Origin of the sequence: Bacteroides sp. CACC 737, assembly GCF_013874375.1 — a bacterium.
In the GTDB taxonomy this organism is placed as follows: Bacteria; Bacteroidota; Bacteroidia; order Bacteroidales; family Bacteroidaceae; genus Bacteroides; species Bacteroides uniformis.
Map to the genome: position 1 here is coordinate 4,387,463 of NZ_CP059408.1, position 24,262 is coordinate 4,411,724.

The 24,262-nt window shown below is 48.7% G+C and carries 17 protein-coding genes; 6 read left to right on the plus strand and 11 right to left on the minus strand.

Annotated features, from left to right (window positions below; all coding sequences use genetic code 11):
* Positions 1-10 precede the first annotated feature (10 nt).
* The gene (locus H1A11_RS18180) at positions 11-1,066 is read left to right on the plus strand and encodes a hypothetical protein (RefSeq protein ID WP_117599234.1); all 1,056 of its coding nucleotides are present in this window, start codon (positions 11-13) and stop codon (positions 1,064-1,066) included.
* Positions 1,067-1,071: 5 nt separating this feature from the next.
* Here the strand turns inward: H1A11_RS18180 and H1A11_RS18185 are convergent, their stop codons facing one another.
* The 5 genes from H1A11_RS18185 to radA form a co-directional block, all read right to left on the minus strand.
* Positions 1,072-3,528 (minus strand): TonB-dependent receptor, encoded by a 2,457-nt coding sequence (locus H1A11_RS18185; protein WP_181757579.1) that lies wholly within the window; start codon positions 3,526-3,528, stop codon positions 1,072-1,074.
* A 263-nt stretch (positions 3,529-3,791) separates the two neighbouring features.
* Positions 3,792-4,400 (minus strand): LuxR C-terminal-related transcriptional regulator, encoded by a 609-nt coding sequence (locus tag H1A11_RS18190; RefSeq protein ID WP_117599236.1) that lies wholly within the window; start codon positions 4,398-4,400, stop codon positions 3,792-3,794.
* Positions 4,401-4,488: 88 nt separating this feature from the next.
* The gene (locus H1A11_RS18195; protein ID WP_117599237.1) at positions 4,489-8,481 is read right to left on the minus strand and encodes a hybrid sensor histidine kinase/response regulator transcription factor; all 3,993 of its coding nucleotides are present in this window, start codon (positions 8,479-8,481) and stop codon (positions 4,489-4,491) included.
* A 95-nt stretch (positions 8,482-8,576) separates the two neighbouring features.
* A complete protein-coding gene (locus tag H1A11_RS18200) occupies positions 8,577-10,199 on the minus strand; it encodes an NAD(P)/FAD-dependent oxidoreductase (protein WP_174646421.1) in 1,623 nt (540 codons plus the stop codon).
* A gap of 5 nt (positions 10,200-10,204) precedes the next feature.
* The gene (radA, locus tag H1A11_RS18205; RefSeq protein ID WP_117599239.1) at positions 10,205-11,572 is read right to left on the minus strand and encodes a DNA repair protein RadA; all 1,368 of its coding nucleotides are present in this window, start codon (positions 11,570-11,572) and stop codon (positions 10,205-10,207) included.
* A gap of 120 nt (positions 11,573-11,692) precedes the next feature.
* On the opposite strand from radA, the gene H1A11_RS18210 reads away from it, so the two are divergent.
* A complete protein-coding gene (locus H1A11_RS18210) occupies positions 11,693-12,235 on the plus strand; it encodes a carbonic anhydrase (RefSeq protein ID WP_117599240.1) in 543 nt (180 codons plus the stop codon).
* A 10-nt stretch (positions 12,236-12,245) separates the two neighbouring features.
* Here the strand turns inward: H1A11_RS18210 and H1A11_RS18215 are convergent, their stop codons facing one another.
* A complete protein-coding gene (locus tag H1A11_RS18215) occupies positions 12,246-13,283 on the minus strand; it encodes an asparaginase (RefSeq protein ID WP_117966348.1) in 1,038 nt (345 codons plus the stop codon).
* Positions 13,284-13,731: 448 nt separating this feature from the next.
* Between H1A11_RS18215 and thrA the strand changes: the two genes are divergently transcribed.
* From thrA to thrC, 3 genes are read left to right on the plus strand one after another with little or no spacing between them, the layout of a single operon-like run.
* Entirely contained in the window at positions 13,732-16,164 is a 2,433-nt protein-coding gene (thrA, locus tag H1A11_RS18220) for a bifunctional aspartate kinase/homoserine dehydrogenase I (RefSeq protein ID WP_117966350.1), read from the plus strand.
* Positions 16,165-16,185: 21 nt separating this feature from the next.
* Positions 16,186-17,436 (plus strand): cofactor-independent phosphoglycerate mutase, encoded by a 1,251-nt coding sequence (locus H1A11_RS18225; protein ID WP_181757580.1) that lies wholly within the window; start codon positions 16,186-16,188, stop codon positions 17,434-17,436.
* Positions 17,437-17,442: 6 nt separating this feature from the next.
* A complete protein-coding gene (gene thrC / locus H1A11_RS18230; RefSeq protein ID WP_117599244.1) occupies positions 17,443-18,744 on the plus strand; it encodes a threonine synthase in 1,302 nt (433 codons plus the stop codon).
* Positions 18,745-19,185: 441 nt separating this feature from the next.
* Here the strand turns inward: thrC and H1A11_RS18235 are convergent, their stop codons facing one another.
* Both H1A11_RS18235 and H1A11_RS18240 read right to left on the minus strand, forming a co-directional pair.
* Entirely contained in the window at positions 19,186-19,509 is a 324-nt protein-coding gene (locus H1A11_RS18235; protein WP_117966352.1) for a type II toxin-antitoxin system RelE/ParE family toxin, read from the minus strand.
* Positions 19,494-19,661: a hypothetical protein gene (locus H1A11_RS18240; RefSeq protein ID WP_016274202.1), complete on the minus strand. Its 168-nt coding sequence runs from the start codon at positions 19,659-19,661 to the stop codon at positions 19,494-19,496. Before H1A11_RS18240 ends, H1A11_RS18235 begins: the two co-directional genes overlap by 16 nt.
* A 70-nt stretch (positions 19,662-19,731) precedes the next feature.
* Between H1A11_RS18240 and H1A11_RS18245 the strand changes: the two genes are divergently transcribed.
* Entirely contained in the window at positions 19,732-20,640 is a 909-nt protein-coding gene (locus H1A11_RS18245) for a DMT family transporter (RefSeq protein ID WP_117966355.1), read from the plus strand.
* On the opposite strand, the gene H1A11_RS18250 is transcribed toward H1A11_RS18245, so the two are convergent.
* From H1A11_RS18250 to H1A11_RS18260, 3 genes are read right to left on the minus strand one after another with little or no spacing between them, the layout of a single operon-like run.
* Positions 20,600-21,277, minus strand: coding sequence for a thiamine diphosphokinase (locus tag H1A11_RS18250; RefSeq protein WP_181757581.1), 678 nt, complete (start codon positions 21,275-21,277; stop codon positions 20,600-20,602). The genes H1A11_RS18245 and H1A11_RS18250 overlap by 41 nt on opposite strands.
* Positions 21,278-21,284: 7 nt before the next feature.
* Positions 21,285-21,935 carry a nicotinamide riboside transporter PnuC gene (gene pnuC, locus H1A11_RS18255; RefSeq protein WP_117599247.1) on the minus strand — a complete coding sequence of 217 codons (651 nt, stop codon included), beginning with the start codon at positions 21,933-21,935 and terminating at the stop codon, positions 21,285-21,287.
* Positions 21,935-24,247, minus strand: coding sequence for a TonB-dependent receptor (locus H1A11_RS18260; RefSeq protein ID WP_117599248.1), 2,313 nt, complete (start codon positions 24,245-24,247; stop codon positions 21,935-21,937). Before H1A11_RS18260 ends, pnuC begins: the two co-directional genes overlap by 1 nt.
* Positions 24,248-24,262: the final 15 nt, after the last annotated feature.

The following is a 24,262-nucleotide window of genomic DNA, read 5'->3' on the forward strand; positions in this document are numbered from 1 at the left end:
AGACTTGAAAATGAGGAGTGAGGAACGGGCACATAATGAAAGGCTGGCAAATGACCGGTACCGGGAAGCGGGCAGGGACAAACATCCTTTGCGTTCACTGCGTTCCCTCCTATTCTGCATTCTTTATTTTTTATGCTTCATTGCTTTAGTTTCCTGTCATTATTCCCGTCCTAATCTTGAAGATGAACATCTGTCTAAGGAGACGCGTGATTCGCTGACCTATCTTTTTGAACGGCATTATACTTGGAATACCAATCTGGAAGTGCTGGCAGATTCTGTGAATTTGGCTTGTCTGCCCGTGAAGGACTGTTATAATATGCTTTATCGGGGAGACCGCGTGGTGGTTGCCGAGTTCGCCATCCATCCTGCCGACAGTGTGGATAGTGTATGGGTGAAGCTTGCCCATTCGCAGGAAGTGCAGGGCTGGTTGCGGGAGTCCGAAATGATGCATGCCTTTGTTCCTACAGACAGCATTTCGCAGGCCATCTACTTGTTCAGTGATACCCATGCCTCTTATTTTATCATTATTTTTGCCTTGTTTGTGACAGTCTGGCTGTTCCGGGCTTTTCGGCGCAAGCAGCTAAGGATGGTGTACTTTAATGATATAGACAGTCTCTATCCGTTGTTGCTATGTCTGTTGATGGCGTTCTGTGCCACTATTTACGAATCTATACAAGTGTTTGCGCCGGAGACGTGGCAACACTTCTATTTTAATCCTACCTTGTCGCCGTTCAAGGTACCGTTTGTGCTTTCTGCTTTTCTGATGGGATTCTGGCTGTTTATCGTGGTGTTGCTGGCGGTACTCGACGATTTGTTCCGCCAGTTAAGTCCGGCGGCGGCCGTATTCTATCTGTTGGGGCTGGCCTCCTGCTGCATCTTCTGTTATTTCTTCTTTATCCTTACTACATCTATCTACGTCGGATACTTGTTTTTGGCTGCTTTTGTATGGGTATTCCTCAAAAGGCTTCGTATTTCGCTGCTGGCTTCACGCTATCGTTGCGGCAGATGCGGGCAGAAATTAAGGGAGAAGGGAGTCTGCCCGCATTGCGGAGCTATCAATGAATAAGGAAATCAGAATCTGCATCGTAGTTCTATCCCTGCTTGCACGGGACGTCCTTTCTGCATAAATCCGTTTCCCATACTCTTGAAGTAGAAGGAGGCGTAATCCTTGTTGAGGGCATTGCGCACCCAGAAGTCAATTTGTCCATGTCCTTTCTGGAAGCTGATGCGTCCGTTCAGCGTGCCGTAGAAGGCTTGGCTCACGGTATTTTTCTCGGTCCAGTAGATGCGCCCGGCACCGGTGTAGTTAGCATTCAGCTGGATGCGGTCCAGCCAGTACCCCGGACGGATGCGGAAGATGTACTGACCGCCCACGTTCATGGTATGCTTGGGAACAAAAGGTACATACTTGCCATTGTAGCTGATTTCCTGAAGCTCACCATTTACTTTTTCGTTGGTGATGTAGTCCTTAAAGATGGCACGAGTATAGCCATAACTTGCATTCAGCGTGAAATCCGTAGTAACGGCAGCTGTCAAGGCAATCTCTGCCCCTTGGCTGCGGCTTTTACCGGCATTTGCCGTTTCACGTCCCAGTCCACTTGGGGCGAAACGTGAAATCTGTTGGTCGCGGGTTTCCAGCCAGAAGATGGAGGCGTCGGCATGCAGACGTCCGTCAAACAGATTCAGGTGAGTTCCTATTTCGTAGTTCCAGGTTTGTTCGGGTTTATAGACAGTGGCAGATTTTGCATCCGGATTCTCTCCTGCATCGGGGAAGTATTTGCTCACCAACTCTTTGTAGGCATCCGGTACGTTGGACATAATCGCCTCTTTGCTTTGCCGCATCATGTCGTTTTTCAAACTGGATTGCAGCAAGTCGGAGAACATCTGCACGTTGTAGCCTCCCGAACGGTAACCTTTGCTGACCGTAGCGTAAATGTTTCCTCTGTTTCGCGCAAAGTCATACTGCAAAGCAAACTTGGGCAACAGCTGAAGATAATCTTTGTCGATACTTCCCTGGTAGCGAGACTCTACGGTCAGCGCTGTCTCCGGCATCATCTCTATTTCGCGGATGACGACATCGCCTCGCTTCATTTCTCCCTTGATGCCCACCTTGTACTCCAGGCTGGTGCCGGAGTTGTAATCCATGTTCATACGTTCATAATCCAAACGTAGCCCGGCGGTGAAGGACACTCCTTTCAGCCCGAATAAATCTCTGAAGGTGGATTGATGAAAGAGCGCCCCATTCAGCAGCGGAGTGTCGAAACTGCCTCCGATGGGCATAGCCCGGCTGATGATGCCCAGTGAGGGCAGGATATTCATGCTCATGGACGGACCCATCTCTACTTGTATTTGTGATGGAATGACACTACCCAACATCTGGTTCAGCATCCCCATTCCGGCTTCTTTGAAGGTTACGGGAGCTTCCGTATTCAGCCATTGGTAGAAGCCGAAGGCACCGGTGGTCCATTGCCAGCGGTTGCCGCTTTTACTCTTCAAGATGATTTCCTCGCTCAGTGCGTGGGAGCATTGTTTCTGTTGCAAGGTATAGATGTCGTTGGCGGTGAAGTCTTGGTCTATGTCCATGCAGTCCTTTAGAAACTGGTAGCCGGTGACCATGCTCAACGTGAAGTGCTGTGCCTGGTATTCCAGGTTCAGACCGGTGTTCAGCAGGTTGCGGTAATAGTTGCTTCGGGCATTGTTGGAGACCTTTCCAATGTAGGGTTTCATCGCCTCGCTCTGTGCTTCGGGGGCCAGGCTACCTTGATAGAAATACGGGTATCCTCTCTGGTCGCTGTATTCGTAGTTGATGTTCAGGTCCACCTTCCAGTTGTCCGAAGGGAGGTAAATGGCGCGGATGCGTCCGCCTGCCGATTGCCCCTTGTCCGCTTTCTCGTCCCTCACCGTGTTGCGGAAGAATCCTCCTTGATAATCGTAAAACCCTCCGGTGGAAAAGGCGAACCGTTCCGAAAGCCGATGATAGTGGGTCAGCGAGGTATTATAGGCATTGTGCGTACCTGCCCCCATGCGGAAGTCCGTTCCCTGGTAGGAGAAGGGAGATTTGGTGTGTACCTTAATCAATCCGCCCATAGCATTGCGCCCGTAGAGCGTGCCTTGCGGACCGCGTAGCACGTCGATGCGCTCTACGTCGGCATAGCTGAAGTCGAAGGCTGACTTGTCTATATAAGGTATATTGTCTACATAAAGTCCTACGGAGGGAGTGTTGATGCGTGAACCTATGCCGCGGATATAGACAGCCGAAGTCAGTCGAGATCCGTAGTCGGGGATAAATATATTGGGCACTACGGATGTCAGATTCTTGATGGAGTTTACTTGTGCGTTCTGCATGTCCTGTTGCGAAAGCAGGGTGACGGCAGTGGGCTGCTCGCGCAGTTTCCGGTTTTCTTTTGGGGTAGCAATGACGGTTATTTCCTCTACGTCTACCACTTTCAAAGTGTCTGCCTCTTCGGCAAGTACATTGCCGGTTGCCAAAAGGCAGAAGATGCCGGCTAAAATTCTATATCTGTTCATAAACTGTTTTTTTGTACCTGCAAAGTAAGGGGATTCTTGCGGAAGGGGCAATCCTCATTTATTAGGATTTCGTTCTTGGAGTGCTAATCTTAAATCGTTCTATCATGTGGAAAATATCGTTCCATCGTGGAGTAAAAATCGTTCCACCATGGTGGAACGATTTTTACTCCACGATGGAACGATTAAACTTTGGCATACAAGTACACTGATTAGGGCGGCGCCTTTCTGAAAAACTCCGCTTCTGATGTGTTCCGGTTGCAGGATTATATTCTGTCGGCTTCCACATATCCGTGCATGACTGCATAGATAGTCAGCCCGGATACGGACTTGATGCCCAGCTTCTCGGTGATATTCTTGCGGTGTGAGATGACGGTGGTCAGGCTGATGTTCAGTTTGTCGGCAATCTCCTTGTTGATGAGGCCTTTGGTAATCAGCACCAGCACTTCTATTTCTCGGGCGGAAAGGTCGTGGCTGGTGGTGTCTGGTGCCATGTTTGCGTGTCCGGCAGACTCCGGTCTGCCTTGGTGCAGGTGGTATTGGTCTCCGTATTGACGCAGCTGCAGAATGTTCTTTGCCAGGTTCTGTTCGTCCTGATAGATATTCAACGTCGGCACGCTCGACAATTGGGGAACGGTTTCACCGTTGACCAGCACAATGGTTTTGGGTTTGCGCTCCAGAAAGAAAGCGGTATGCTCGAAGTAAATCTGCGAGGAGATGAAGTAATGCACATACATGTCAGGCGTATCATCCATCAGCTCACCAAAGGAACGGAAAGAGCGGATGACGGCTGTCGGGATGATTTCCTCCAGCAAGTTCTGCAGTCCCAGGCAGGAGAGGGTGTTGGAGTCGACGATTGCTATTTCAGGAGTCATTCTCGTTTTTTGTTTCTGCAAAAATACGGATAATTTTTTAGGGTTTGGCTGTGTGGGGCTGCAAAATGAAAAATTCTCCTATGCAGAACTATTCTCCCTCTCCTTTGGGGGAGCGGGGAGTGTCTCCTTTCGCATATTGGCTGGGGCTGACATTGAAATACTTCTTAAAGACTTCCCGGAAGTATTTCCCATCGCAGAAACCGGTTCTTTCTGCGACTTCGGTAATAGAATATTTTCCCTCTTTTAGTAAATTGGCAGCGTGTTTCAAACGAATATTCCGTACGAAATCTGCCGGGGCCTGGGCGGTTAGTGCTTTCAGCTTGTTGTAGAAACTGGTGCGACTCATGTTCAGGAGAGAACATAAGGTGTCTACTGTGAAATCGGGATTATCTATGTTATCTTCGATGTTCTTCTTTACATTGGACATGAATATCCAATCAAGGCTATTGGAACAAGTAGCTGTAGGAGGTTCCTCTTCTGCTGCATTGATTTCCAAATCTGCATACTTCTTACGTAGCAATGCACGGTTGGCAAGCAGATTGGCTATACTGGCTTTCAGTATGTTTATGCTGAAGGGTTTTACAATATATTCGTCAGCACCGATCTGGAGACCTTCAAGAATGTTTTTTTCATCTCCCAGTGCCGTCAGCAGTAGTATCGGGATATGGGAAGTTTCGATGTCGCTCTTGATGGCTGTACATAATTCGTCTCCTCGCATTTCCGGCATCATGATGTCGGAAAGAATCAGTTCTGGCCAGAATTGTTTTACAATAGCAAGCGCTTCTTTGCCGTTACCGCATACTTGCACGTTGTAATTGGGGGAGAATGACTGGAGCAGATAGTTTCGTAGCTCGTCATTGTCCTCTACAATCAAGATACGTTGCAGTTTGTCCTTGTCTTCGGTCAGGAAAGAGTCGGTACGTTCCGAAGGAGTAATGGGAACGTCCAGTTCATAGGCAGACTTCTTCTCTTTGATTGCCAATGTGAAGTGCTTGAACTGTTCTTTATCTTTGGGCAGGGTGATTCTGATAGTAGTGCCTTGATGTTCGGTACTTTCAATGTGTATTTTGCCATTGTGCAGGTTTACCAGTTTCCGTACCAGCATTAAACCGATGCCACTCCCCGTGGTCTTGGAGTTAATGGCGTTTGTACCACGGAAGTGCATCTTGAATAATTTCCTTTGTTCTTTGGCTGGAATCCCTATGCCATTGTCTTTGATCTCCAGTCTCCACGTATTTCCAATGTCATATACGGAAATGAGTATGTCACCTTTTTCAGGAGTATATTTCAAGGCATTGGATATGACGTTCTTCAGGATGGAGTCCATTTTCTCTTTATCGAACCACACATTCATGTAACTGAAGTTACTTTCATATCTGAAAGAAATGTGCTTTATGGCAGCGTATGTACGGAAAATATTGTATATCTCCTTTATATAAGTATTCAGTTCATATTCTGCTATGTACAGATGGGAGGAATATACTTCTGCCCGTTCGAAGTTTATCAGATTGGTGGTCATGTGCAGGAGTGAATTGACATTTCTCAGTGCCATGTGCATATTGTTGGTCTCGGCTTCGTTCAATGTCTTGTTTTCAAGCATTTCTTCCAGAGGTGCCTTTATCAGTGTCAATGGCGTGCGGATATCATGTGCGGTATTGACAAAGAAGCGGGTTTTCTCATCGGATATCTTTTTTTGTTTTCTCAGTGCTATGATACGAAAACCGGTAATGAACATCAATGCCGCCAATAAAACATAGCAAGCTATAGCCCAAAAACTGAACCAGACGGGACGCGCAATGCTGATGTCGATACTTCGCTCTTCAAAATAGAGATACGGCTCTTCCTTGGATACCGCCCGTATGCAAAGCTTGTAATCGCCCGAGGCAAGATTGGTGAAGCGGAGATGCCCTTCTTCACTCAGTCGGTTCCAGTCATCGTAAAATCCTTCCAATTTCCAGTAGAAAGTGACATTGTCCGGTGCGTCATAATTAATGGATGAAATGTTGAGAGAGAAAGTGTTCTGGTTATATTTCAGCTTTAACCGGTCTGTCTGGTTGATGTTTTCCTTCAAGGGGGAATTCATACTGCCGGGAAAGACTGTCTGATAGAATATCTGAAAATCGCTGAGTATCATGGGGGAGTAGATGTACTTGGGAAGACGGGTTCCTTCGGGGAATTCGATGGCTCCGTCTGTGCTGCCAAAGACAAAACCCTTGTTCTTGCGTAGCGTTCCGGAAGAGGCGCTGAAGCAGGAGGACATCAGCCCTTGCTCTTTGGTCCAGTTGTGGAATATCTTCTCCGCAGGGTGGAAACAGCTGATCCCGTTTTCAGTGCTCATCAGGATATGCCCGTCCGACTCGGGGAGTATGGTGTAGATGTTGTTTGAAATCAAGGCACAATTGTCCTTATGATAATGCTTGAACGTACTGTCCTTTGCGTTGTATACAACCACTCCGGAGCCGTTTGTTCCTATATATAGAGAGAGGTCTTCCGCTTGGTAAAGTGTGTTGATATAGGTCGCCTCTTCCTGCAAGGCGATATATTGGAATCTGCCTGACTCTCTGTCCAACAGATATAGTCCGGTACTTGTCCCAATCCACATGTGTCCGTCGTCCTTTTCTGTAATGGCGGTGATGGAATTTATTCCGGGATACAGACGGACAGAATTCAGGGACAAATCGAAGCACTTCAGATTGTAGAACCCTCCGGACCAGATATATCCTTTGGAGTCTTTTACAATGTCGCGGATATACTTGTCAGGACGAATGTTGTCCGGATTGAGCAGGTAAGGGGAGAAATATTCTACCGAGAGTGTCCTTTTATTTATTTTGTATACTCCCGAAGTATATCCTCCTGCCCAAATAATGCCGGGTGATACCTCGCATAGCGTAATGAAGATGTGGTTCTTGTCTTTCAGTTGATGGTCGAAAGAGCTCAGGAATGAATGCCACTGCCCGGTTTTTGATTGATAAAGGCTGATTCCGTTGCTTGTTCCGAACCATAGGTCTCCGTCACTGTCTTCAATGACAGAGTGCACCTGGTCGTTGACCAGCGATTGTCTGTTTCCGATGGAATGCTTTATCCAGTTGTAGTTTTTGTACCGGTTGTCTATAATGGTAATCCCTTCCGGGTAGTTGGCTATCCATATCCGCTTTTCTTCATCAATATAAATGTCATTGATGTTATTGCTGTTCATCTCATTGTAACTTTTGTAGTTGGAGGTGATGTACGGTTCCGAGATGCACGAGTTCACATTGATTTTGTGTATGCCCATACCTTCTGTCGCTATCAATAGTTCTGTCCGGTTCAGAGGTCTGATTCGGGCGATGTTTACATCGCTCAAATCTGTATTGGAGTGTATAATTCGTTGTTGCCGTATGTCGTAGGCAAAGACTCCTTTTTCAAAAGTACCGATGAAAAGTCTTTGTGACTCTTGGTGGAAATAGAGTGCACTGATTTGGGCCCGGATTTTGTCAAGAGGTTCAAGAGGGACAATCTGCAATGTTTTGTTTTCGAGTTTGACGTATCGCGCTCCCTTGCTGGTGCCCATGAAGAAGTGGTTATTGTCTATTTGTTCGATACTTGTAATGCTCCTTTTTAATTCATTGGGCATTTGATGGGTTTCTCCGGTCTTTGTGTCATAGAGAATGATACTGTATTTGCTACATAGCCAAATTCTATTATTGTGATCCATATAGCTGCAGCTGATATTGACCGATGCTTTGGGCAGTTTATATATCCTGTTGAACGAATCGCGTTCTTGGTTATATTGAAAAATGCATCCGGATTTGCCTATTACCCATAATTTCCCTTGGTCTTCAAAATATAGCCAGCCAAGATGGATGGGGGAGTTTGACTTTTTATCTTCTTCAATTAATTTGTAATGTTTGATGTCTTTTCCATTGTACCGGTCTATGCCTTCGTTGGTGAGGAACCACATGTAACCTATTGAATCCTTTTGAATGTCGAAGATTCTGCGGTTACTTAATCCGTTTTCCACTCCGATGTATTTATAGGTTTGCGCTGTGGCAATGAAAGGTAAGAAAAATAGAAAGCATACAATGTTTCTGATGAATCTCATATAAATATTTCTATAAATACAATAAAACAATGTATATGTGATAATTGTTTACAAATTAAACGATAAAATAAAAATTTGAATGTAAATATTATAGCTTAATTAAAGAATGCCTTTGCCGCTTCCGCACATCGTTCGCCGTCAATTCCGGCAGAAACAATGCCGCCAGCGTATCCAGCGCCTTCTCCGCAGGGGAATAGTCCTTTTACGCGTACATGTTGTAGTGTCTCCTTATCTCTTGTTATGCGTACCGGAGCCGATGTACGGGTTTCCACTCCAATCATGACCGCCTCATTCGTCAAGAACCCCCGGCTGTATTTCCCGAATAACTGAAAACCTTTGCTCAGGCGTTCTGCAATGAAAGAAGGCATCCAGAAGTGGAGAGGCGAGGAGACCAATCCCGGTGCATACGAAGTTTCCGGCAGGTCGTAACTTAGTTTTTTCTTAGTGAAGTCTGCCATTCTCTGTGCCGGTGCTGTCTGCTTCATATTGCCTTGTTGCCAGCAGAGGCGCTCCAGATATTCTTGAAAGTACATCATGCTTAATGGGGAATTGACGGTTGGCAATTGACAATTAGCCGCGCTGTCGTGCTGCATAGAAATTGTAAATTGTAGATTGTCAATAGTAAATTGCTCTATGTCTTCCGGGCGTAGCTCTACCACCATTCCCGAATTGCTCCAACGGGAACCGCGGTTGCTGGGACTCATCCCGTTGACTACAATCTGCTCGGGACCGCTGGCGGCGGGCACAACAAAACCACCGGGACACATGCAGAAGCTATATACTCCTCGTCCGTCTACCTGGTTTACAAAGCTATATTCGGCGGCAGGCAGATATTTTCCCCGTCCGTTCCGGTTGTGATATTGTATTTGGTCTATTAAGGTGGCGGGATGTTCCAGTCGTACGCCTACCGCAATGCCTTTAGCTTCAATCTCTACATTGTTGGCGGCAAGCCAGCGGTATACATCCCGGGCAGAGTGACCGGTGGCAAGTATCACCGGGCCAAGGAAAGTCTTGCCGGTATTTGTTTCAATGCCTTTGACTTCATCCTTCTCTATGAGCAGGGCGTCCATGCGTGTTTCAAAGTGGACTTCGCCACCGCACTGGATGATAGTGTTCCGCATGTTTTCGATGACACGCGGCAGTTTGTCCGTACCTATGTGCGGATGTGCATCTACCAGAATGGAAGTGGAGGCTCCATGTTGGCAGAAGACGTTCAGAATCTTGTCTACATTGCCGCGCTTCTTGCTGCGTGTGTACAGCTTGCCATCCGAGTAAGCTCCGGCACCTCCCTCTCCGAAGCTGTAATTGGACTCCGGGTTGACGAGTTGCTGGCGGCTGATTTGCGCCAAGTCTTTCTTGCGTTCCCGTACGTCCTTTCCACGTTCCACAATGACGGGGCGTAGACCGAGTTCTATCAGGCGCAGAGCGGCGAAGAGTCCTCCGGGACCGGCGCCTACCACTACTACTTGGGGTTTTCCTTCTACATTATTATATAAGGTATGTTGATATTCGTCCTCTTTCGGCATTTCGTTCAGATATGCCCGTACGTTGAGGTTGATATAGATGGTCCGTTGGCGGGCATCGATACTGCGCTTCAAGATGCGCGTTGCTGTTATCTCCCGCGCATTCAGTCCTTTCTCATGTATTAAGTACTCTTTCAGGCGTTGCTCGTTTGCCGCTACTTCGGGCAATACGCGCAGTTGGTATTCTTGTATCATAATGATTATCCGAATAGGGCACGGAATGCTTCTTCCACCTTCCGTACTGGTATCAATTCCATTTTAATCTTCTTCGTGTTCAGTCCTTGCATATTATACTTGGGAAGTATGAATCGCTTGAATCCAAGTTTCTCTGCTTCTCCGATACGTTGCTCTATGCGGTTCACTGGGCGGATTTCACCTGACAGACCTATTTCTCCCGCCATGCACACCTCCGGCTCTATGGCCGTGTCCATGTTGCTGGAGAGGATAGAACTGATGACGGCAAGGTCTATTGCCGGGTCGTTCACTTTCAATCCGCCGGCAATGTTGAGAAAGACGTCTTTCTGTGCCAGCTTGAAGCCTACACGTTTTTCCAATACGGCCAGCAGCATATTCATGCGGCGGATGTCGAACCCTGTGGCAGAGCGTTGCGGGTTACCATATACGGCACTGCTGACCAATGCCTGCGTTTCGATGAGGAACGGTCTGATGCCTTCTATCGCGGAGGCGATGGCTATGCCGCTCATACCTTCATGGTCCTGGTTCAGCAGCAGTTCGGATGGGTTGCTCACCTGGCGCAATCCATCTTGCCGCATTTCGTAAATCCCCAGTTCGGCAGTACTTCCGAAACGGTTCTTGATGCTGCGCAGGATACGGTACATGTAGTGTTGGTCGCCCTCGAACTGGAGTACGGTATCCACGATATGTTCCAGTACCTTGGGGCCGGCTATGCTTCCTTCCTTATTGATATGCCCGATGAGGATGACCGCCGTATGCGTTTCCTTGGCAAAGCGCAGGATGGAGGCGGAACATTCCCGTACCTGGGCGATGCTCCCAGGCGACGATTCAAGGGTTTCGGTAGAAATTGTCTGTATGGAGTCGATGATGACTATATCCGGGCGAATATTTTTGATGTGGACGTAAATCTGTTCCAGGGAAGTTTCGCACACGATGAGGCAGTCACTGGAGGTGCTTGTCAAGCGGTCGGCACGCAGTTTCAATTGGCGGGTGCTTTCTTCGCCGGATACATAGAGAATACGTTTTTCCGGTATGCGGAGTACGGTCTGTAGCACCAGGGTGGATTTCCCAATACCCGGTTCGCCGCCAATCAAAACAAGAGAACCTTGTACAAGACCACCACCCAGTACCCGGTTCAGCTCGGCATCATGGAGGTCGATGCGCGGTTCGTCATCGGCTACAATCTCATGGAGGGTTACGGGTTTGGCTTTGGCGGTTTCTATGCCCGATACGGGACGCTTGTTCACCACTTCTTTCCGTACCACCTCTTCCACATACGTGTTCCACATTCCGCACGACGGACACTTGCCTACCCATTTGGGAGAGTCTTGTCCGCAGTTGCTGCATACATAAACCGTCTTTTCTTTAGCCATAGTTGCGCATTCCTTCTAAAATGATTGCCCAAAGGTACAATTTTTCAATGCAGGGCTTGCAGACTCCCATAGAGTTTTTTTATTTTTGTGAGTAGAAAACAATAACATGTTATAAAAGCCATGATAGAAGATATTCTTGCATACAACAAGCGTTTTGTTGCCGAGAAGGGATATGAGAAATACATCACGAATAAATACCCGGATAAGAAGATTGCCATCCTCTCTTGTATGGATACCCGTTTGACCGCTTTACTGCCGGCGGCCTTAGGTATCAAGAACGGTGATGTGAAGATGATAAAAAATGCGGGTGGAATCATTTCACATCCGTTCGGTAGCGTCATCCGTAGTCTGATGGTGGCCATCTATGAGTTGGGAGTGACGGAAGTTATGGTTATTGCCCACTCCGATTGTGGTGCGTGCCATATGAGCAGTGCCCAGATGATAGAGCATATGAAGACCCGGGGTATCAAGCAGGAGACGATTGATATGATTCGTTTCTGCGGAGTGGATTTCGAGTCCTGGCTATATGGGTTCGAAGATACGGAGAAATCGGTAAAAGGTACGGTGGAAGCCATTGTCAACCATCCGCTGATACCGGATGATGTCAATGTCAGCGGTTTCATAATAGATTCTGTGACGGGAGAATTGACCCCGGTGCAGTGATAGTTGTGCTTCACACGGTAATTTCCCCTGCCAGCGGTCGTCCCATCAGTTCGCGTATTTCGGCAGGTGGATAATCGTGCCCCAGAAGGAACATCAGCTTGGTTACGGCAGATTCCGTTGTGCTGTCATATCCGCAGACAACTCCTGCCTGCATCAGGTGGTAACCGGTTTCATAGCGCTCCATTTCAACGGTGCCGGCACTGCATTGGGTGACGTTGACAATGATGATGCCTTGTTCGCAGGCATCATGCAGGCGGCGTAGAAACCATTCCTTTCGGGGAGCGTTGCCGGAACCGTAGGTTTCGAGGACTACGGCCTTCAGTCCTTTAGTGGCAAGTATGGCTGCCACGACATTTTCCTGAATACCTGGAAAAAGCTTCAGTATGGCGATGTTGGTATCGAGCAGATAATGAGGCTCCAGTTCGCGGGGAGTGCCGTGTGTATGAATCTGTACATTATTATATTTAATATGTATACCGGCAGAAGCGAGTACCGGATAATTGAAGGAGCGGAAAGCATTGAAGTTTTCCGCGTTCATTTTGGTGGTACGGTTGCCGCGCATCAGGTGATTTTCGAAGAAGATGCAGACTTCGGGTACGATGGGCTGTCCGTTGGAGTGGCGGTCGGTGGCTATTTCGATGCTGGTCAGCAGGTTTTCCTTGCCGTCTGTGCGGAGCACGCCAATGGGCAGTTGCGAGCCGGTTAGGATGACGGGCTTGTTCAGCCCTTCAAGCATGAAGCTGAGTGCGGAAGCTGTGTAGGCCATGGTATCTGTGCCATGCAGAATGACGAAGCCAGTGTATTGGTCGTAGTTGTCGCTGATGATGCGTACCAGTTTGCGCCAGGCATCGGGGTCCATGTCCGAGGAATCCATGGGCGGGTCGAATTGATAAGTGTCGATACGGAACGCAAATCTCTGAAGCTCGGGAACATGTTTCTGCAACTGCTCGAAGTTGAAGCTTTCCAGGGCGCCGGTTTCTGCATTCTCTATCATTCCGATAGTTCCACCGGTGTATATTAGCAAAACGGAAGTGTTTTCTGGGTTCATACGCACTTTTCTTTCATGTTTTCCATGCAAATATAATGATATATCTTGATAATGATAGCAAAATGTTAGAAAAGAATAAACGGATATACAGAAAAAAGGTATGGAAAGTGTGAAAGTGTAAGCCGTAAGTTGTGCATATTTCTTGCCTTTTTAAAGGCTTTCTGTATTTTTATCGCAAAAAAGTCGCAAAAAGTGATAGATTGAATGTTTTTATTGTTACTTTTGCAACACTTATCATAAATGATAGAAACAAGAGACAATGAACAAGTACTATCAGCATACAGTCACATCCATGTGGACCATGACCCTTAGGGGTTAGGGATAGTATTTTGTGTTTCTACGTGTTACACCATTTTCAAGCAGTTTTTCTATTTAATTAAAGTCAATGCAAGCCGTATCAGCTTGTTTCCGACACATTGTATCAACCATCTCAACAATATAAAGAGAAATGAAAGTAATGAAATTCGGCGGAACGTCCGTAGGTTCCGTGAACAGTATTTTGAGCGTCAAGAGAATTGTAGAAGCAGTCGATGAACCGGTTATCGTGGTAGTGTCCGCATTGGGTGGTATCACGGACAAGTTGATTAACACCTCCAGAATGGCGGCAGCCGGTGATGCTTCTTACGAGAATGAGTTCCGGGAGATTGTCTACCGTCATGTGGAAATGATTAAGGAAGTGATTCCGGCAGGCGAGGCGCAGGTTGCCTTGCAGCGCCAGATTGGCGAACTGCTTAATGAGCTGAAAGATATTTTTCAGGGTATTTATCTGATAAAGGACCTTTCGCAGAAGACGTCCGATACGATTGTGAGCTATGGCGAACGGCTTTCATCTATCATCGTGGCACAACTGACGGGAGCTGAATGGTTTGATTCGCGTAAGTTTATCAAGACGGAGAAGAAACATTCCAAGCATGTGCTGGATACGGAGCTGACAAATTCGTTGGTGCGCGAAACATTCAGCAGCCTGCCCAAACGCGTATTGGTTCCGGGGTTTATCTCCACAGACAAAATGACGGGAGAGGTAACGAACCTGGGTAGAGGTGGTTCCGACTATACAGCGGCAATCATTGCTGCCGCACTGGATGCCGACAGTCTGGAAATCTGGACGGATGTAGACGGGTTCATGACAGCTGACCCGCGTGTGATTTCCAGGGCATACACTATCAATGAATTGAGCTATGTGGAAGCTACGGAGCTTTGTAACTTCGGTGCGAAAGTGGTCTATCCTCCGACAATCTATCCGGTTTGCCACAAGAATATCCCCATTCTGGTGAAGAATACCTTCAATCCGGAGGGTGTGGGAACTGTCATCAAGCGAGAGGTTTCCGACCCGCAAAGCAAGGCCATCAAGGGTATTTCATCCATCAATGATACGAGCCTGATTACAGTGCAAGGCCTTGGTATGGTAGGTGTTATCGGTGTGAACTACCGTATCTTCAAGGCGCTGGCAAAGAATGGCATCAGTGTGTTCCTTGTGTCCCAGGCTTCTTCGGAGAATTCAACGTCTATCGGTGTGCGCAATGCGGATGCTAACCTGGCTTGCGAGGTGCTGAACGAGGAGTTTGCCAAAGAAATAGAGATGGGAGAAATTTCTCCTATTCAGGCAGAAAAGAACCTGGCTACCGTGGCCATCGTAGGCGAGAACATGAAGCATACGCCGGGTATTGCCGGAAAGCTGTTCGGTACGTTGGGGCGTAACGGTATCAATGTGATTGCTTGTGCGCAGGGTGCTTCGGAAACCAACATCTCGTTTGTAGTGGACAGCAAATCATTGCGCAAATCGCTGAATGTCATCCATGATTCTTTCTTCTTGTCGGAATATCAGGTACTGAATCTCTTTATCTGTGGCATAGGAACCGTAGGCGGTAGCCTGATAGAGCAAATCCACAGCCAGCGCCAGAAGCTGATGCAGGAGAACGGCCTGCAATTGAATGTAGTGGGCATTGCCGATGCAAACAAAGCCATGTTCAGCCGCGAAGGTTTCGATTTGGGACGTTTCCGTGAAGAACTGCAGGAGAAGGGAAAGGACAGCTCTCTGGAAACGCTGCGTAATGAGATTATCGGTATGAACATCTTTAACTCTGTCTTTGTGGACTGTACGGCAAGTGCAGGCGTGGCTTCCCTTTACAAGGACTTGCTGCTGCACAATGTTTCGGTAGTGGCTGCCAACAAGATTGCCGCTTCTTCTGAATACGAGAACTATCGTGAACTGAAACAGATTGCCCGCCAACGCGGTGTGAAGTACTTGTTTGAAACAAATGTAGGTGCCGGACTCCCCATCATCAATACCATTAACGACCTTATTCATAGCGGTGATAAGATATTGAAGATTGAAGCCGTGCTGAGCGGTACGTTGAACTATATTTTCAATAAAATCAGTGCCGACATTCCTTTCAGCAAGACCATTAAGATGGCACAGGAGGAACGTTACTCCGAACCCGATCCGCGTATCGACCTCAGCGGAAAGGATGTTATCCGCAAACTGGTGATTCTGGCACGCGAGGCCGGTTACTGTTTGGAACAGAGCGATGTTGAGAAGAACCTCTTTGTGCCCGATGACTTCTTTGAAGGCTCCCTGGATGACTTCTGGAAGAAAGTGCCGAGCCTCGATGCCGATTTCGAGGCCCGTCGCAAGGTGTTGGAAGCCGAGAACAAGCATTGGCGTTTCGTAGCCAAGCTGGAAAACGGCAAAGCATCTGTCGGCTTGCAGGAAGTCGGCGCTAACCATCCGTTTTACGGTCTGGAAGGCAGCAATAACATCATCCTGCTGACCACGGCACGTTATAAGGAATATCCGATGATGATACAAGGATACGGAGCCGGTGCGGGTGTAACGGCTGCGGGGGTATTTGCGGATATTATGAGCATTGCAAACGTTTAATCCAAATCGTAATATAAAAAGATGAAACACATCATTATATTGGGTGATGGTATGGCCGACTGGCCCGTGAAGGCTCTGGGAGGCAAAACCTTGCTGCAGGCGGCTGCAACTCCCTATATGGACAAGCTGGCACGCATGGGACGTGTGGGAAGGCTGGTGACGGTGGCCGAGGGATTTCATCCCGGCAGTGAGGTGGCGAATATGTCCGTTCTGGGCTATAACCTGCCGAAGGTGTACGAAGGCCGCGGTCCGTTGGAGGCGGCGAGCATCGGTGTGGACTTGCAGCCAGGTGAGATGGCGATGCGCTGCAATATTATCTGCATCGAGGGAGACAATATCAAGAATCATTCTGCCGGGCACATCACTACAGAGGAAGCGGATGTGTTGGTGAAATACCTTCAAGAGCATCTGGGCGACGACTGCGTGCGTTTCCATACGGGCGTGCAATACCGCCATCTGCTGGTAATAAAAGGAGGGGACAAGCGCATTGACTGTACGCCGCCCCACGATGTCCCTTTGAGGCCTTTCCGTCCGTTGATGGTGAAGCCGATGGAGGGGACGGAGAATATTTCGGTCCCCGAAGGCGGTGCAGAGCTTACTCCGAAGCAGACTGCCGATTTGATTAACGATTTGATTATCCGTTCGCAAGTGTTGCTGGAAAACCATCCGGTCAACATGAAGCGGAAGTCCGAGGGTAAGGACCCTGCCAATAGCATCTGGCCGTGGAGTCCCGGTTATCGTCCGCAGATGGAGCGCCTTTCAGACAAGTTTCCGCAGGTGAGGCGCGGCGCCGTGATTTCTGCCGTGGATTTGATTAACGGTATCGGCTACTATGCGGGGCTGCGGCGTATCACCGTAGAAGGTGCGACGGGGCTTTATGATACCAACTATGAGAATAAGGTGGCTGCCGCCCTCGATGCATTGCGGACGGATGATTTTGTCTACCTGCATATCGAAGCCAGTGATGAGGCCGGTCATGAAGGAAACGTCCCCTTGAAGATTATGACGATTGAGAATCTGGACAGCCGTGCTGTAGGTCCTATCTACGAGGCTGTGAAGGATTGGGAGGAACCCGTTGCCATCTCCGTATTGCCTGACCATCCCACTCCCTGCGAGCTCCGTACGCATACGGCCGAACCTGTTCCATTCCTCATCTGGCATCCGGGTATCGAGGCTGACGAAGTACGGACATTTGATGAAGTGGCAGCCTGTGAAGGCAGTTACGGACTGATGAAAGAAGACGAGTTTATCAATGAATTCTTTAATTTTTAATTTAATATGAAATATTATAGCACCAACAAACAAGCTTCCGAAGTCACTCTTGAAGAGGCCGTGGTAAAGGGGCTTGCCGCAGACAAGGGGCTTTTCATGCCCTTTACAATCAAAACTCTGCCACAAGAGTTTTACGATAGCATCGATACACTCAGCTTTCAGGAGATAGCCTATCGCGTGGCAGATGCTTTCTTTGGTGAGGATGTTCCTGCCGATACGCTGAAACAGATTGTTTATGACACACTCAGTTTCGATGTCCCTCTGGTCCGGGTGACGGAGAATATTTATTCGCTTGAGCTGTTCCATGGTCCGACACTTGCCTTTAAGGATGTAGGCGGTCGCTTCATGGCGCGTTTGCTGGGGTACTTTATCAAGAAAGAGGGCAAGAAGCAAGTCAATGTGCTTGTGGCTACTTCCGGTGATACGGGGAGTGCCGTTGCCAATGGTTTCCTCGGTGTGGAAGGCATACACGTCTATGTGCTCTACCCGAAGGGAAAAGTCAGTGAAATCCAGGAGAAACAGTTCACTACCTTAGGGCAGAATATCACGGCCATTGAGGTTGACGGTACGTTCGACGATTGCCAGGCTCTGGTTAAATCCGCTTTTATGGACGGGGAACTAAACGAGCACCTGCAACTGACCAGCGCCAATTCCATCAACGTGGCGCGTTTCTTGCCGCAGGCATTCTATTACTTTTATGCCTATGCTCAACTGAAGCGTGCCGGTAAGGGAGACAATGCCGTCATTTGTGTACCCAGTGGTAACTTCGGCAATATCACTGCCGGCCTTTTCGGCAAGCGTATGGGACTACCCGTGGAACGCTTTATCGCTTCCAACAACCGCAATGATATCTTCTTCCAATATTTGCAGACGGGCATTTATACACCGCGTCCCAGTATCGCTACCATTGCTAACGCGATGGATGTGGGCGACCCGAGCAACTTTGCTCGCATACTCGACCTTTACGGAGGCAGCCATGCCGCCATCTCTGCCGAAATCAGCGGTGCCACTTATACCGATGAGCAGATTGCCGAAACTATGCGGGAAGTGTGGAAGAAGGACCATTACCTGCTCGACCCGCACGGAGCCTGCGGCTTCCGCGCTTTGGTCGAAGGACTGAAACTCGGTGAAACGGGCGTGTTCCTTGAAACGGCTCATCCGGCGAAGTTCAAGGATACAGTCGAGAAGATTATCGGTGAAGCCGTAGAAATACCAGCCAAGCTTCAGGCCTTTATGCGCGGTGAGAAGAAGAGCCTGCCGATGTCGAAGGATTTCGCGGACTTCAAGCAATATCTGATGCATGTATAAAGAATGGGACGTCAGTAAAGAAAAACACCGGATTGCTTGACATTGCCTTTCGGATGTTGTATCTTTGTAACTGCAATCTTAGTTCAGATTCAATTTTAAATTAGCATAAAAGGAGAGGCGTCGCTTCTCCTTTTTTGTTGTGTTCTTCCGTCACTTCATTTGCTAAACCTTAGGGTTTACTCTCCTGAACCAGTGCTTTACAGATTTAATCCTCCACTTCAGCAAGCGGAATAGCGGGCATTTGCTTGGAAAATCCCAGTGGTTTTGACGAAAAGCTCGGATGTTTCGGATGATATGTTCAGCGCCGACAGATGGTGTGTCGAGGATAAACAGATGATATGTTCGGGACGGATACATGGTTTGTTCCGGCTATATGAACGGACGATAATGCGTCTGTTCCGTTAATCTTCCATAAATCTGCTCTTGACAAGATTGGCTGCTTTATTCTGTATCGGGTTCTTCCCGGATGAGGTCTATCATGCTGCCCAACTTATGATGGTTGTTCCATAGCACAAGCACTTCTATCTTCCGGAGACTGTGCCGGTAAAGAAGCGTATAGTCGGGATGCGGGATGATGTACCGTATGTTCTCTGCTTCGGTGGGCTGTCCGATAAACGGATTCAGCGTGATGCGGTACAATGCATTTTGGAATAAGGAGTACAGAACCCCGCCACACCGTTTGTTGCCATCTCTTTCTTGCGAGGAAATCAGCAGGCCCTTCAGCGCCTCTTTGGCGAGGGGCGACCATATTATTTGTTTAGCCATGCCTTCACCTCCTTACTGATTGTGACGTCCTCTTGTCCTTCTCCCTCATCCAGTTGCCGGCAGGCTTTCTTAAGGTCATGGCGTAGCCGGGTGGAGAATGCGAGGACTTGCTTTGTTTGCTGAGACGATTGTTCTTCTTTAACTTTTGCCATAGTGTTATCTCCTTTTTCTCCTAAAACATTTCAAAGTAATGAATTGTTTGAGGGGAAAAATACGAAGCTGATGAAAGATAAGAAACTGGAAGCCAATCTCAGTATGGTTGCATCGCGCGTCATGGCGGGGTTGAATATGAATGGATTGAAATTTCTGCTCCCTTTGTGGCTGGGTGCATTGACGGGTGTCACGGTGCGTTGTGTCTTTGCTGCCGTGGCATTTTGGATAACAGGCTGGTTTGTAAAGGAGGCACCGGCCACAAGGCGGCAGCGGATAGGGCTGTTCTGCCTGGGGGCTTTCGGACTCTACGGGTTCATGTTCTGCTATCTGCTGGGCATCAGTAAGACGACTCCGGTTTCCAGTGCCATCTTCAACTCCATGCAGCCCATTTGGGTCTTTCTGATATCTGTCTTTTTCCTGCACGAAAAGGCTACGCTGATGAAGATAATCGGCATAGCGCTGGGTTTTGGCGGTGCGTTGCTGTGCATCCTTACGCAAGGCAGTGATGACCTGGCGCACGATGCGTTTACGGGCAACATGCTCTGCATGGTGAGCTCGCTGGTCTTTGCCGTTTACCTGATTGTGAGCAAGAAACTGCTGGAAGAGGTCGGGGTAGTGACGATGATGAAGTACATCTTTGGCGGTGCGGCAGTAACGGGATTGATTGTGTCGTCCATTATAGGCTGGGATGCACCCTTGCTTACGGATGCCTTGCATGGGAAGTGGCACTGGGTGCCGTGGGCGGTGTTGGCGTTTGTGCTGGTTTTTCCTACTTACCTCAGTTACTTTCTGGTTCCGGTGGGCTTGAAGTATCTCAAGACGACGGTTGTATCCATGTACAGCTATCTGATATTGGTGGTGACTACCGTTGTTTCCCTCACCTTGGGGCAAGACCGTTTCAGTTGGACGCAAGCCGCTGCCATTGCCATGATTTGTATCAGCGTGTACTTTGTTGAAGTGGCGGAAGCGAAGAAGTAGTGACGAATACCAGATATTCCCCTTCCGCCTCGATGGTGAATTCCGTACCGGTGCATTCGTTGAGTGTGCCTTGCCACCAGTTGGTGAAGTCGCTGAGAGGATAGACCAGTCCTTTGCCATGCAGACCGTGTGCAGTGAAATTGATGATGGATACTTGCTGTCCGGGATGGCTTGGGAAGGTGCGGGTACCCCGGCAGGGGATGAAGATGCCGTAATCGGTATAGGTACGTACATCGGCTCCGGCACGGAGATAGTCGATGAGCAGGCTGATATTTCCCAGTGTATGGTCTTCACGTTTGCCCGTGGCACCGATGATGGCGATGCGGCGTTTGCCTTGCGCCAGCAGGAAGTTGACGGCTTTGGTCTGGTCGTTGGTTTCCTGGTCGCTGATACGGTGCAGGATATGTCCGAACTTCCGGCGGTTTTCATCACTGAGGGAGTCACCGTCGCCGATGATTACGTCGGGAGTATGGCCCCGGCGGATGTATTCGTCCGCTCCGCCGTCGCAACAAACCACGTAAGGCGCTTCTGCCAATATCTTTAAAGGCAGGGGACTTGTAGGATATTCCCCATTCGCCAAAACTACGGCATCAATAGTTAATAATTGTTCGTTGTTCGTTGATAGTTCGTTTTTCATATCTTTCTTAATCCCTAATCTCTAATCCTTCGTCTTTGCTCATCATCTTTCTCCATTTGAAGTAGCCAAAGATAGCTATAATTGTATAAAGGGCATATAGTCCGGCTGTAAAATCAAGTCCTTTGTAGATGTACAGTCCGGCGCTGACGGCATCTACCGCAATCCATGCCCACCATTGTTCTACATATTTCCGTGCCAGCATCCACATGCCGACGATGCTCAGTGCGGTGGTGAAGGAGTCCAGCCAGGGCACATTGCTGTCCGTGAAGTTTATCAATATCCAGGCAATGCCGAGGAAGGCGGCGGTGAATACGGCAGTAAGCGGCAGCAAGTAGCGCGTCGGCATATAGGTAATGGAAAGCTCCTGCTTTTGTTCTTCTGTTCTGTTGTTCTCTCCCCTTTGTGGGGCATCTTTCCGTTTCAAGATAGTACGTCGTAGTACAGCTCTGTACTTCCACATCATCCAGCCGTAGATGGCAGCACCCAGATAATAGATGTTGATGCCGAAATCTGCATACAACCCCGCATCATAGTAGACAAAAATATAGACGGCAGGCATAATGATGCCCGCTATCCAAAGATAAATGCTTGCCCGGTACTCCAACCAGAGGTAGAGGATCCCGGTCACAGTGCCTGTAATCTCAAGAATATGTTCCATCAGAAATTGATTGCTATATGTCCCAATACATTCGTTCCCGCCTGGGCAGCGTAGCCGGCATAGTTGTAACGGACTTTTCCTCCGTTATCGTCGAGATAGTATCCGCTGCCTGCGTATCCGTTATTCTCGTATTCTTCATTGAACAGATTATAGATGGTGCACCCTATGGTTACCGACTTTACTTTAGGCAACTTGAAGGTATAGGACAGATTCAGGTTGCTTACGAAATAAGCATCCAGCGTGCACTCCTCTTGCTTGGCGTTACTCATGTATTGCTTGCTGATATATTGTGACTGTAACGAGGCTTCGAATCCTTTGAACGTATAGCCGAAGCGGTTGTTCAGTATGAAGTCGGGAGAGAATGCGATGGGGGTATCTCCGTGTTCGATGACCCATGCTTCCGACCCTGCCTCTTCGTTTTCAAAAAGTGTCTCGGTAAAGTTCTGCACACGGTTCTTGCTGAGTGTGGCATTGATGTCCCATTGCAAGCCGCAGTCCAGTTTGATGCCAGCCATCAGTTCAATACCCGTACGGTAGCTGTCGGGCACGTTGCTGGCCATGGCTTCGCCTATCTCGTTCAACTCTCCCGTCAGTACCAGCTGGTCTTTATAGTCCATATAGTAGAAGTTGGCACCCGCATGGAGCCATGAGTTGGCGAAGGTATATCCCAGTTCGTAGTCGAACAAGCGCTCAGCCTTGGGATGTTCGGTGAAGTAGCCGTCGGTGTAGTTGTTGCGCGTAGGCTCTTTATGGGCTACGCTGAACGAACCGTATAGGCGGTGGTTGCGGTCGATTTGCCAGGACAGTCCGGCTTTCGGGTTGAAGAAGTCGAAGTCTTCGTCGATGTCCAGCTTCTGCATTCCCGGAGTGGTGGCAGTCCAGTTGTACTTGTCGTTCAGTCCGTTTATCTTGTAGTCGATGTGGCGGTATTGCAGGTCGAGGTAGGCGCTGAGGCCGCTTACCAGTTCATAATTGGCTTTCAGATAAATATTGCCGTCATTCTTTGTGGCGTTGTTGCGGTAGTAGTCGTGGTCGGGGTTCAGTTCGCCGATATAGTTCTTTACCCAAAGCACTTTTCCAAAGTGGTCGCCGTCATAGCGATTCAGTGCACCGCCTAGCGAGGCATGCAGACGGTCGGCTTTGTAGCTTACGGAGAAGATTCCACCGCCAAACCAGTTGTCCATTGCCTTCTTGCGGATAAGGTCGCTTACTTCTACCTTGCCGCCATTGTATTCGAAAGGCGACATGCCGTACTCTGTCAACGAGCGTTCGCCTTTATATTCCTGGTAGTACCCGTCGCCTTTGGTGTAATGCAGGCCGATATTCAGATTCCATTGCGAGGTGAAATTGTGGTTGAACAGCAACTGGTAATTCTTCTGCGTATAGTTGTCGGTCTGGTCGTCATAGAAATGCAGTGCACCTCCTTCGTCCGTGAGGTAATGCTTCTCGCCGTTGTCGTCTTTATAATATTCTTTGCTGTATACATGGCCGTCCCGGTCGGTGGCGTACATGAATCCGCAGGAATTGTAACGCCGTCCGTAACGTTCCATCTCCTCCTTGCTGGCATAGTTCCATGCGTGGTAAGTGCGCTCTTTGCCGGCAAAGGTTATCAGTTTGACGGAGGTATTGTCATTGTAGTATCCTCCTTGCAGATAATAGGAGTTCAGTCCCACAGATGCCCGGTCTATATACCCGTCCGTACTGATGTTGGAGAGCCGCGCATCGAACGACCAATGATTGTTGATGAGTCCCGTTCCCACTTTCACCGTCTCCTTGTGCGTATGGAAGGAGCCGTAGGAACCGTTGAATTCTGCATAGGGTTTCATGGAGAAATCACCCGTCTGCATGTTGATGCTGGCACCGAAAGCTCCTGCACCGTTCGTTGAGGTACCAGCTCCGCGTTGCACCTGCATGTCCTTGACGGAGGAGGCGAAGTCCGGCAGGTTGACCCAGAATACCGTGTGACTCTCCGCGTCGTTGATGGGAATACCGTTGGCGGTGACGTTGATGCGTGTGCCGTCTGTTCCGCGGACTCTCAGCGTGGTGTAACCCACCCCGGCACCGGCATCGCTGGTAGTAATGGCGGAGGGTGTCATACTCAACAGATACGGCAGGTCTTGTCCGAAATTCTGTTTTTTCAGTTGTTCTTTGCCTATATTGGTGAATGCCACCGGTGTGCTGTTTGTGGCACGTGTGGAGATGACTTCCACTTCCTGCAGGTTTATCACCCGCAGGCTGTCTTGTTCTTGTGCCTGCGCACAGACACCCAGTGCTGCCGTCAGGAGGCAGACCGCCATTGCATGTCTCTTCATTTGCAATTGTTTCGT

What these genes read in the sequence shown, in the direction of transcription:
- H1A11_RS18250 (WP_181757581.1), bottom strand. Translation starts at nt 21,277, where the DNA reads ATGAAAAACGAACTATCAACGAACAACGAACAATTATTAACTATTGAT.
- H1A11_RS18180 (WP_117599234.1), top strand. Translation starts at nt 11, where the DNA reads ATGAGGAGTGAGGAACGGGCACATAATGAAAGGCTGGCAAATGACCGG.
- H1A11_RS18190 (WP_117599236.1), bottom strand. Translation starts at nt 4,400, where the DNA reads ATGACTCCTGAAATAGCAATCGTCGACTCCAACACCCTCTCCTGCCTG.
- H1A11_RS18240 (WP_016274202.1), bottom strand. Translation starts at nt 19,661, where the DNA reads ATGGCAAAAGTTAAAGAAGAACAATCGTCTCAGCAAACAAAGCAAGTC.
- H1A11_RS18235 (WP_117966352.1), bottom strand. Translation starts at nt 19,509, where the DNA reads ATGGCTAAACAAATAATATGGTCGCCCCTCGCCAAAGAGGCGCTGAAG.
- H1A11_RS18195 (WP_117599237.1), bottom strand. Translation starts at nt 8,481, where the DNA reads ATGAGATTCATCAGAAACATTGTATGCTTTCTATTTTTCTTACCTTTC.
- H1A11_RS18245 (WP_117966355.1), top strand. Translation starts at nt 19,732, where the DNA reads ATGAAAGATAAGAAACTGGAAGCCAATCTCAGTATGGTTGCATCGCGC.
- H1A11_RS18200 (WP_174646421.1), bottom strand. Translation starts at nt 10,199, where the DNA reads ATGATACAAGAATACCAACTGCGCGTATTGCCCGAAGTAGCGGCAAAC.
- thrA (WP_117966350.1), top strand. Translation starts at nt 13,732, where the DNA reads ATGAAAGTAATGAAATTCGGCGGAACGTCCGTAGGTTCCGTGAACAGT.
- H1A11_RS18210 (WP_117599240.1), top strand. Translation starts at nt 11,693, where the DNA reads ATGATAGAAGATATTCTTGCATACAACAAGCGTTTTGTTGCCGAGAAG.
- H1A11_RS18225 (WP_181757580.1), top strand. Translation starts at nt 16,186, where the DNA reads ATGAAACACATCATTATATTGGGTGATGGTATGGCCGACTGGCCCGTG.
- pnuC (WP_117599247.1), bottom strand. Translation starts at nt 21,935, where the DNA reads ATGGAACATATTCTTGAGATTACAGGCACTGTGACCGGGATCCTCTAC.
- radA (WP_117599239.1), bottom strand. Translation starts at nt 11,572, where the DNA reads ATGGCTAAAGAAAAGACGGTTTATGTATGCAGCAACTGCGGACAAGAC.
- H1A11_RS18185 (WP_181757579.1), bottom strand. Translation starts at nt 3,528, where the DNA reads ATGAACAGATATAGAATTTTAGCCGGCATCTTCTGCCTTTTGGCAACC.
- H1A11_RS18215 (WP_117966348.1), bottom strand. Translation starts at nt 13,283, where the DNA reads ATGAACCCAGAAAACACTTCCGTTTTGCTAATATACACCGGTGGAACT.
- thrC (WP_117599244.1), top strand. Translation starts at nt 17,443, where the DNA reads ATGAAATATTATAGCACCAACAAACAAGCTTCCGAAGTCACTCTTGAA.
- H1A11_RS18260 (WP_117599248.1), bottom strand. Translation starts at nt 24,247, where the DNA reads ATGAAGAGACATGCAATGGCGGTCTGCCTCCTGACGGCAGCACTGGGT.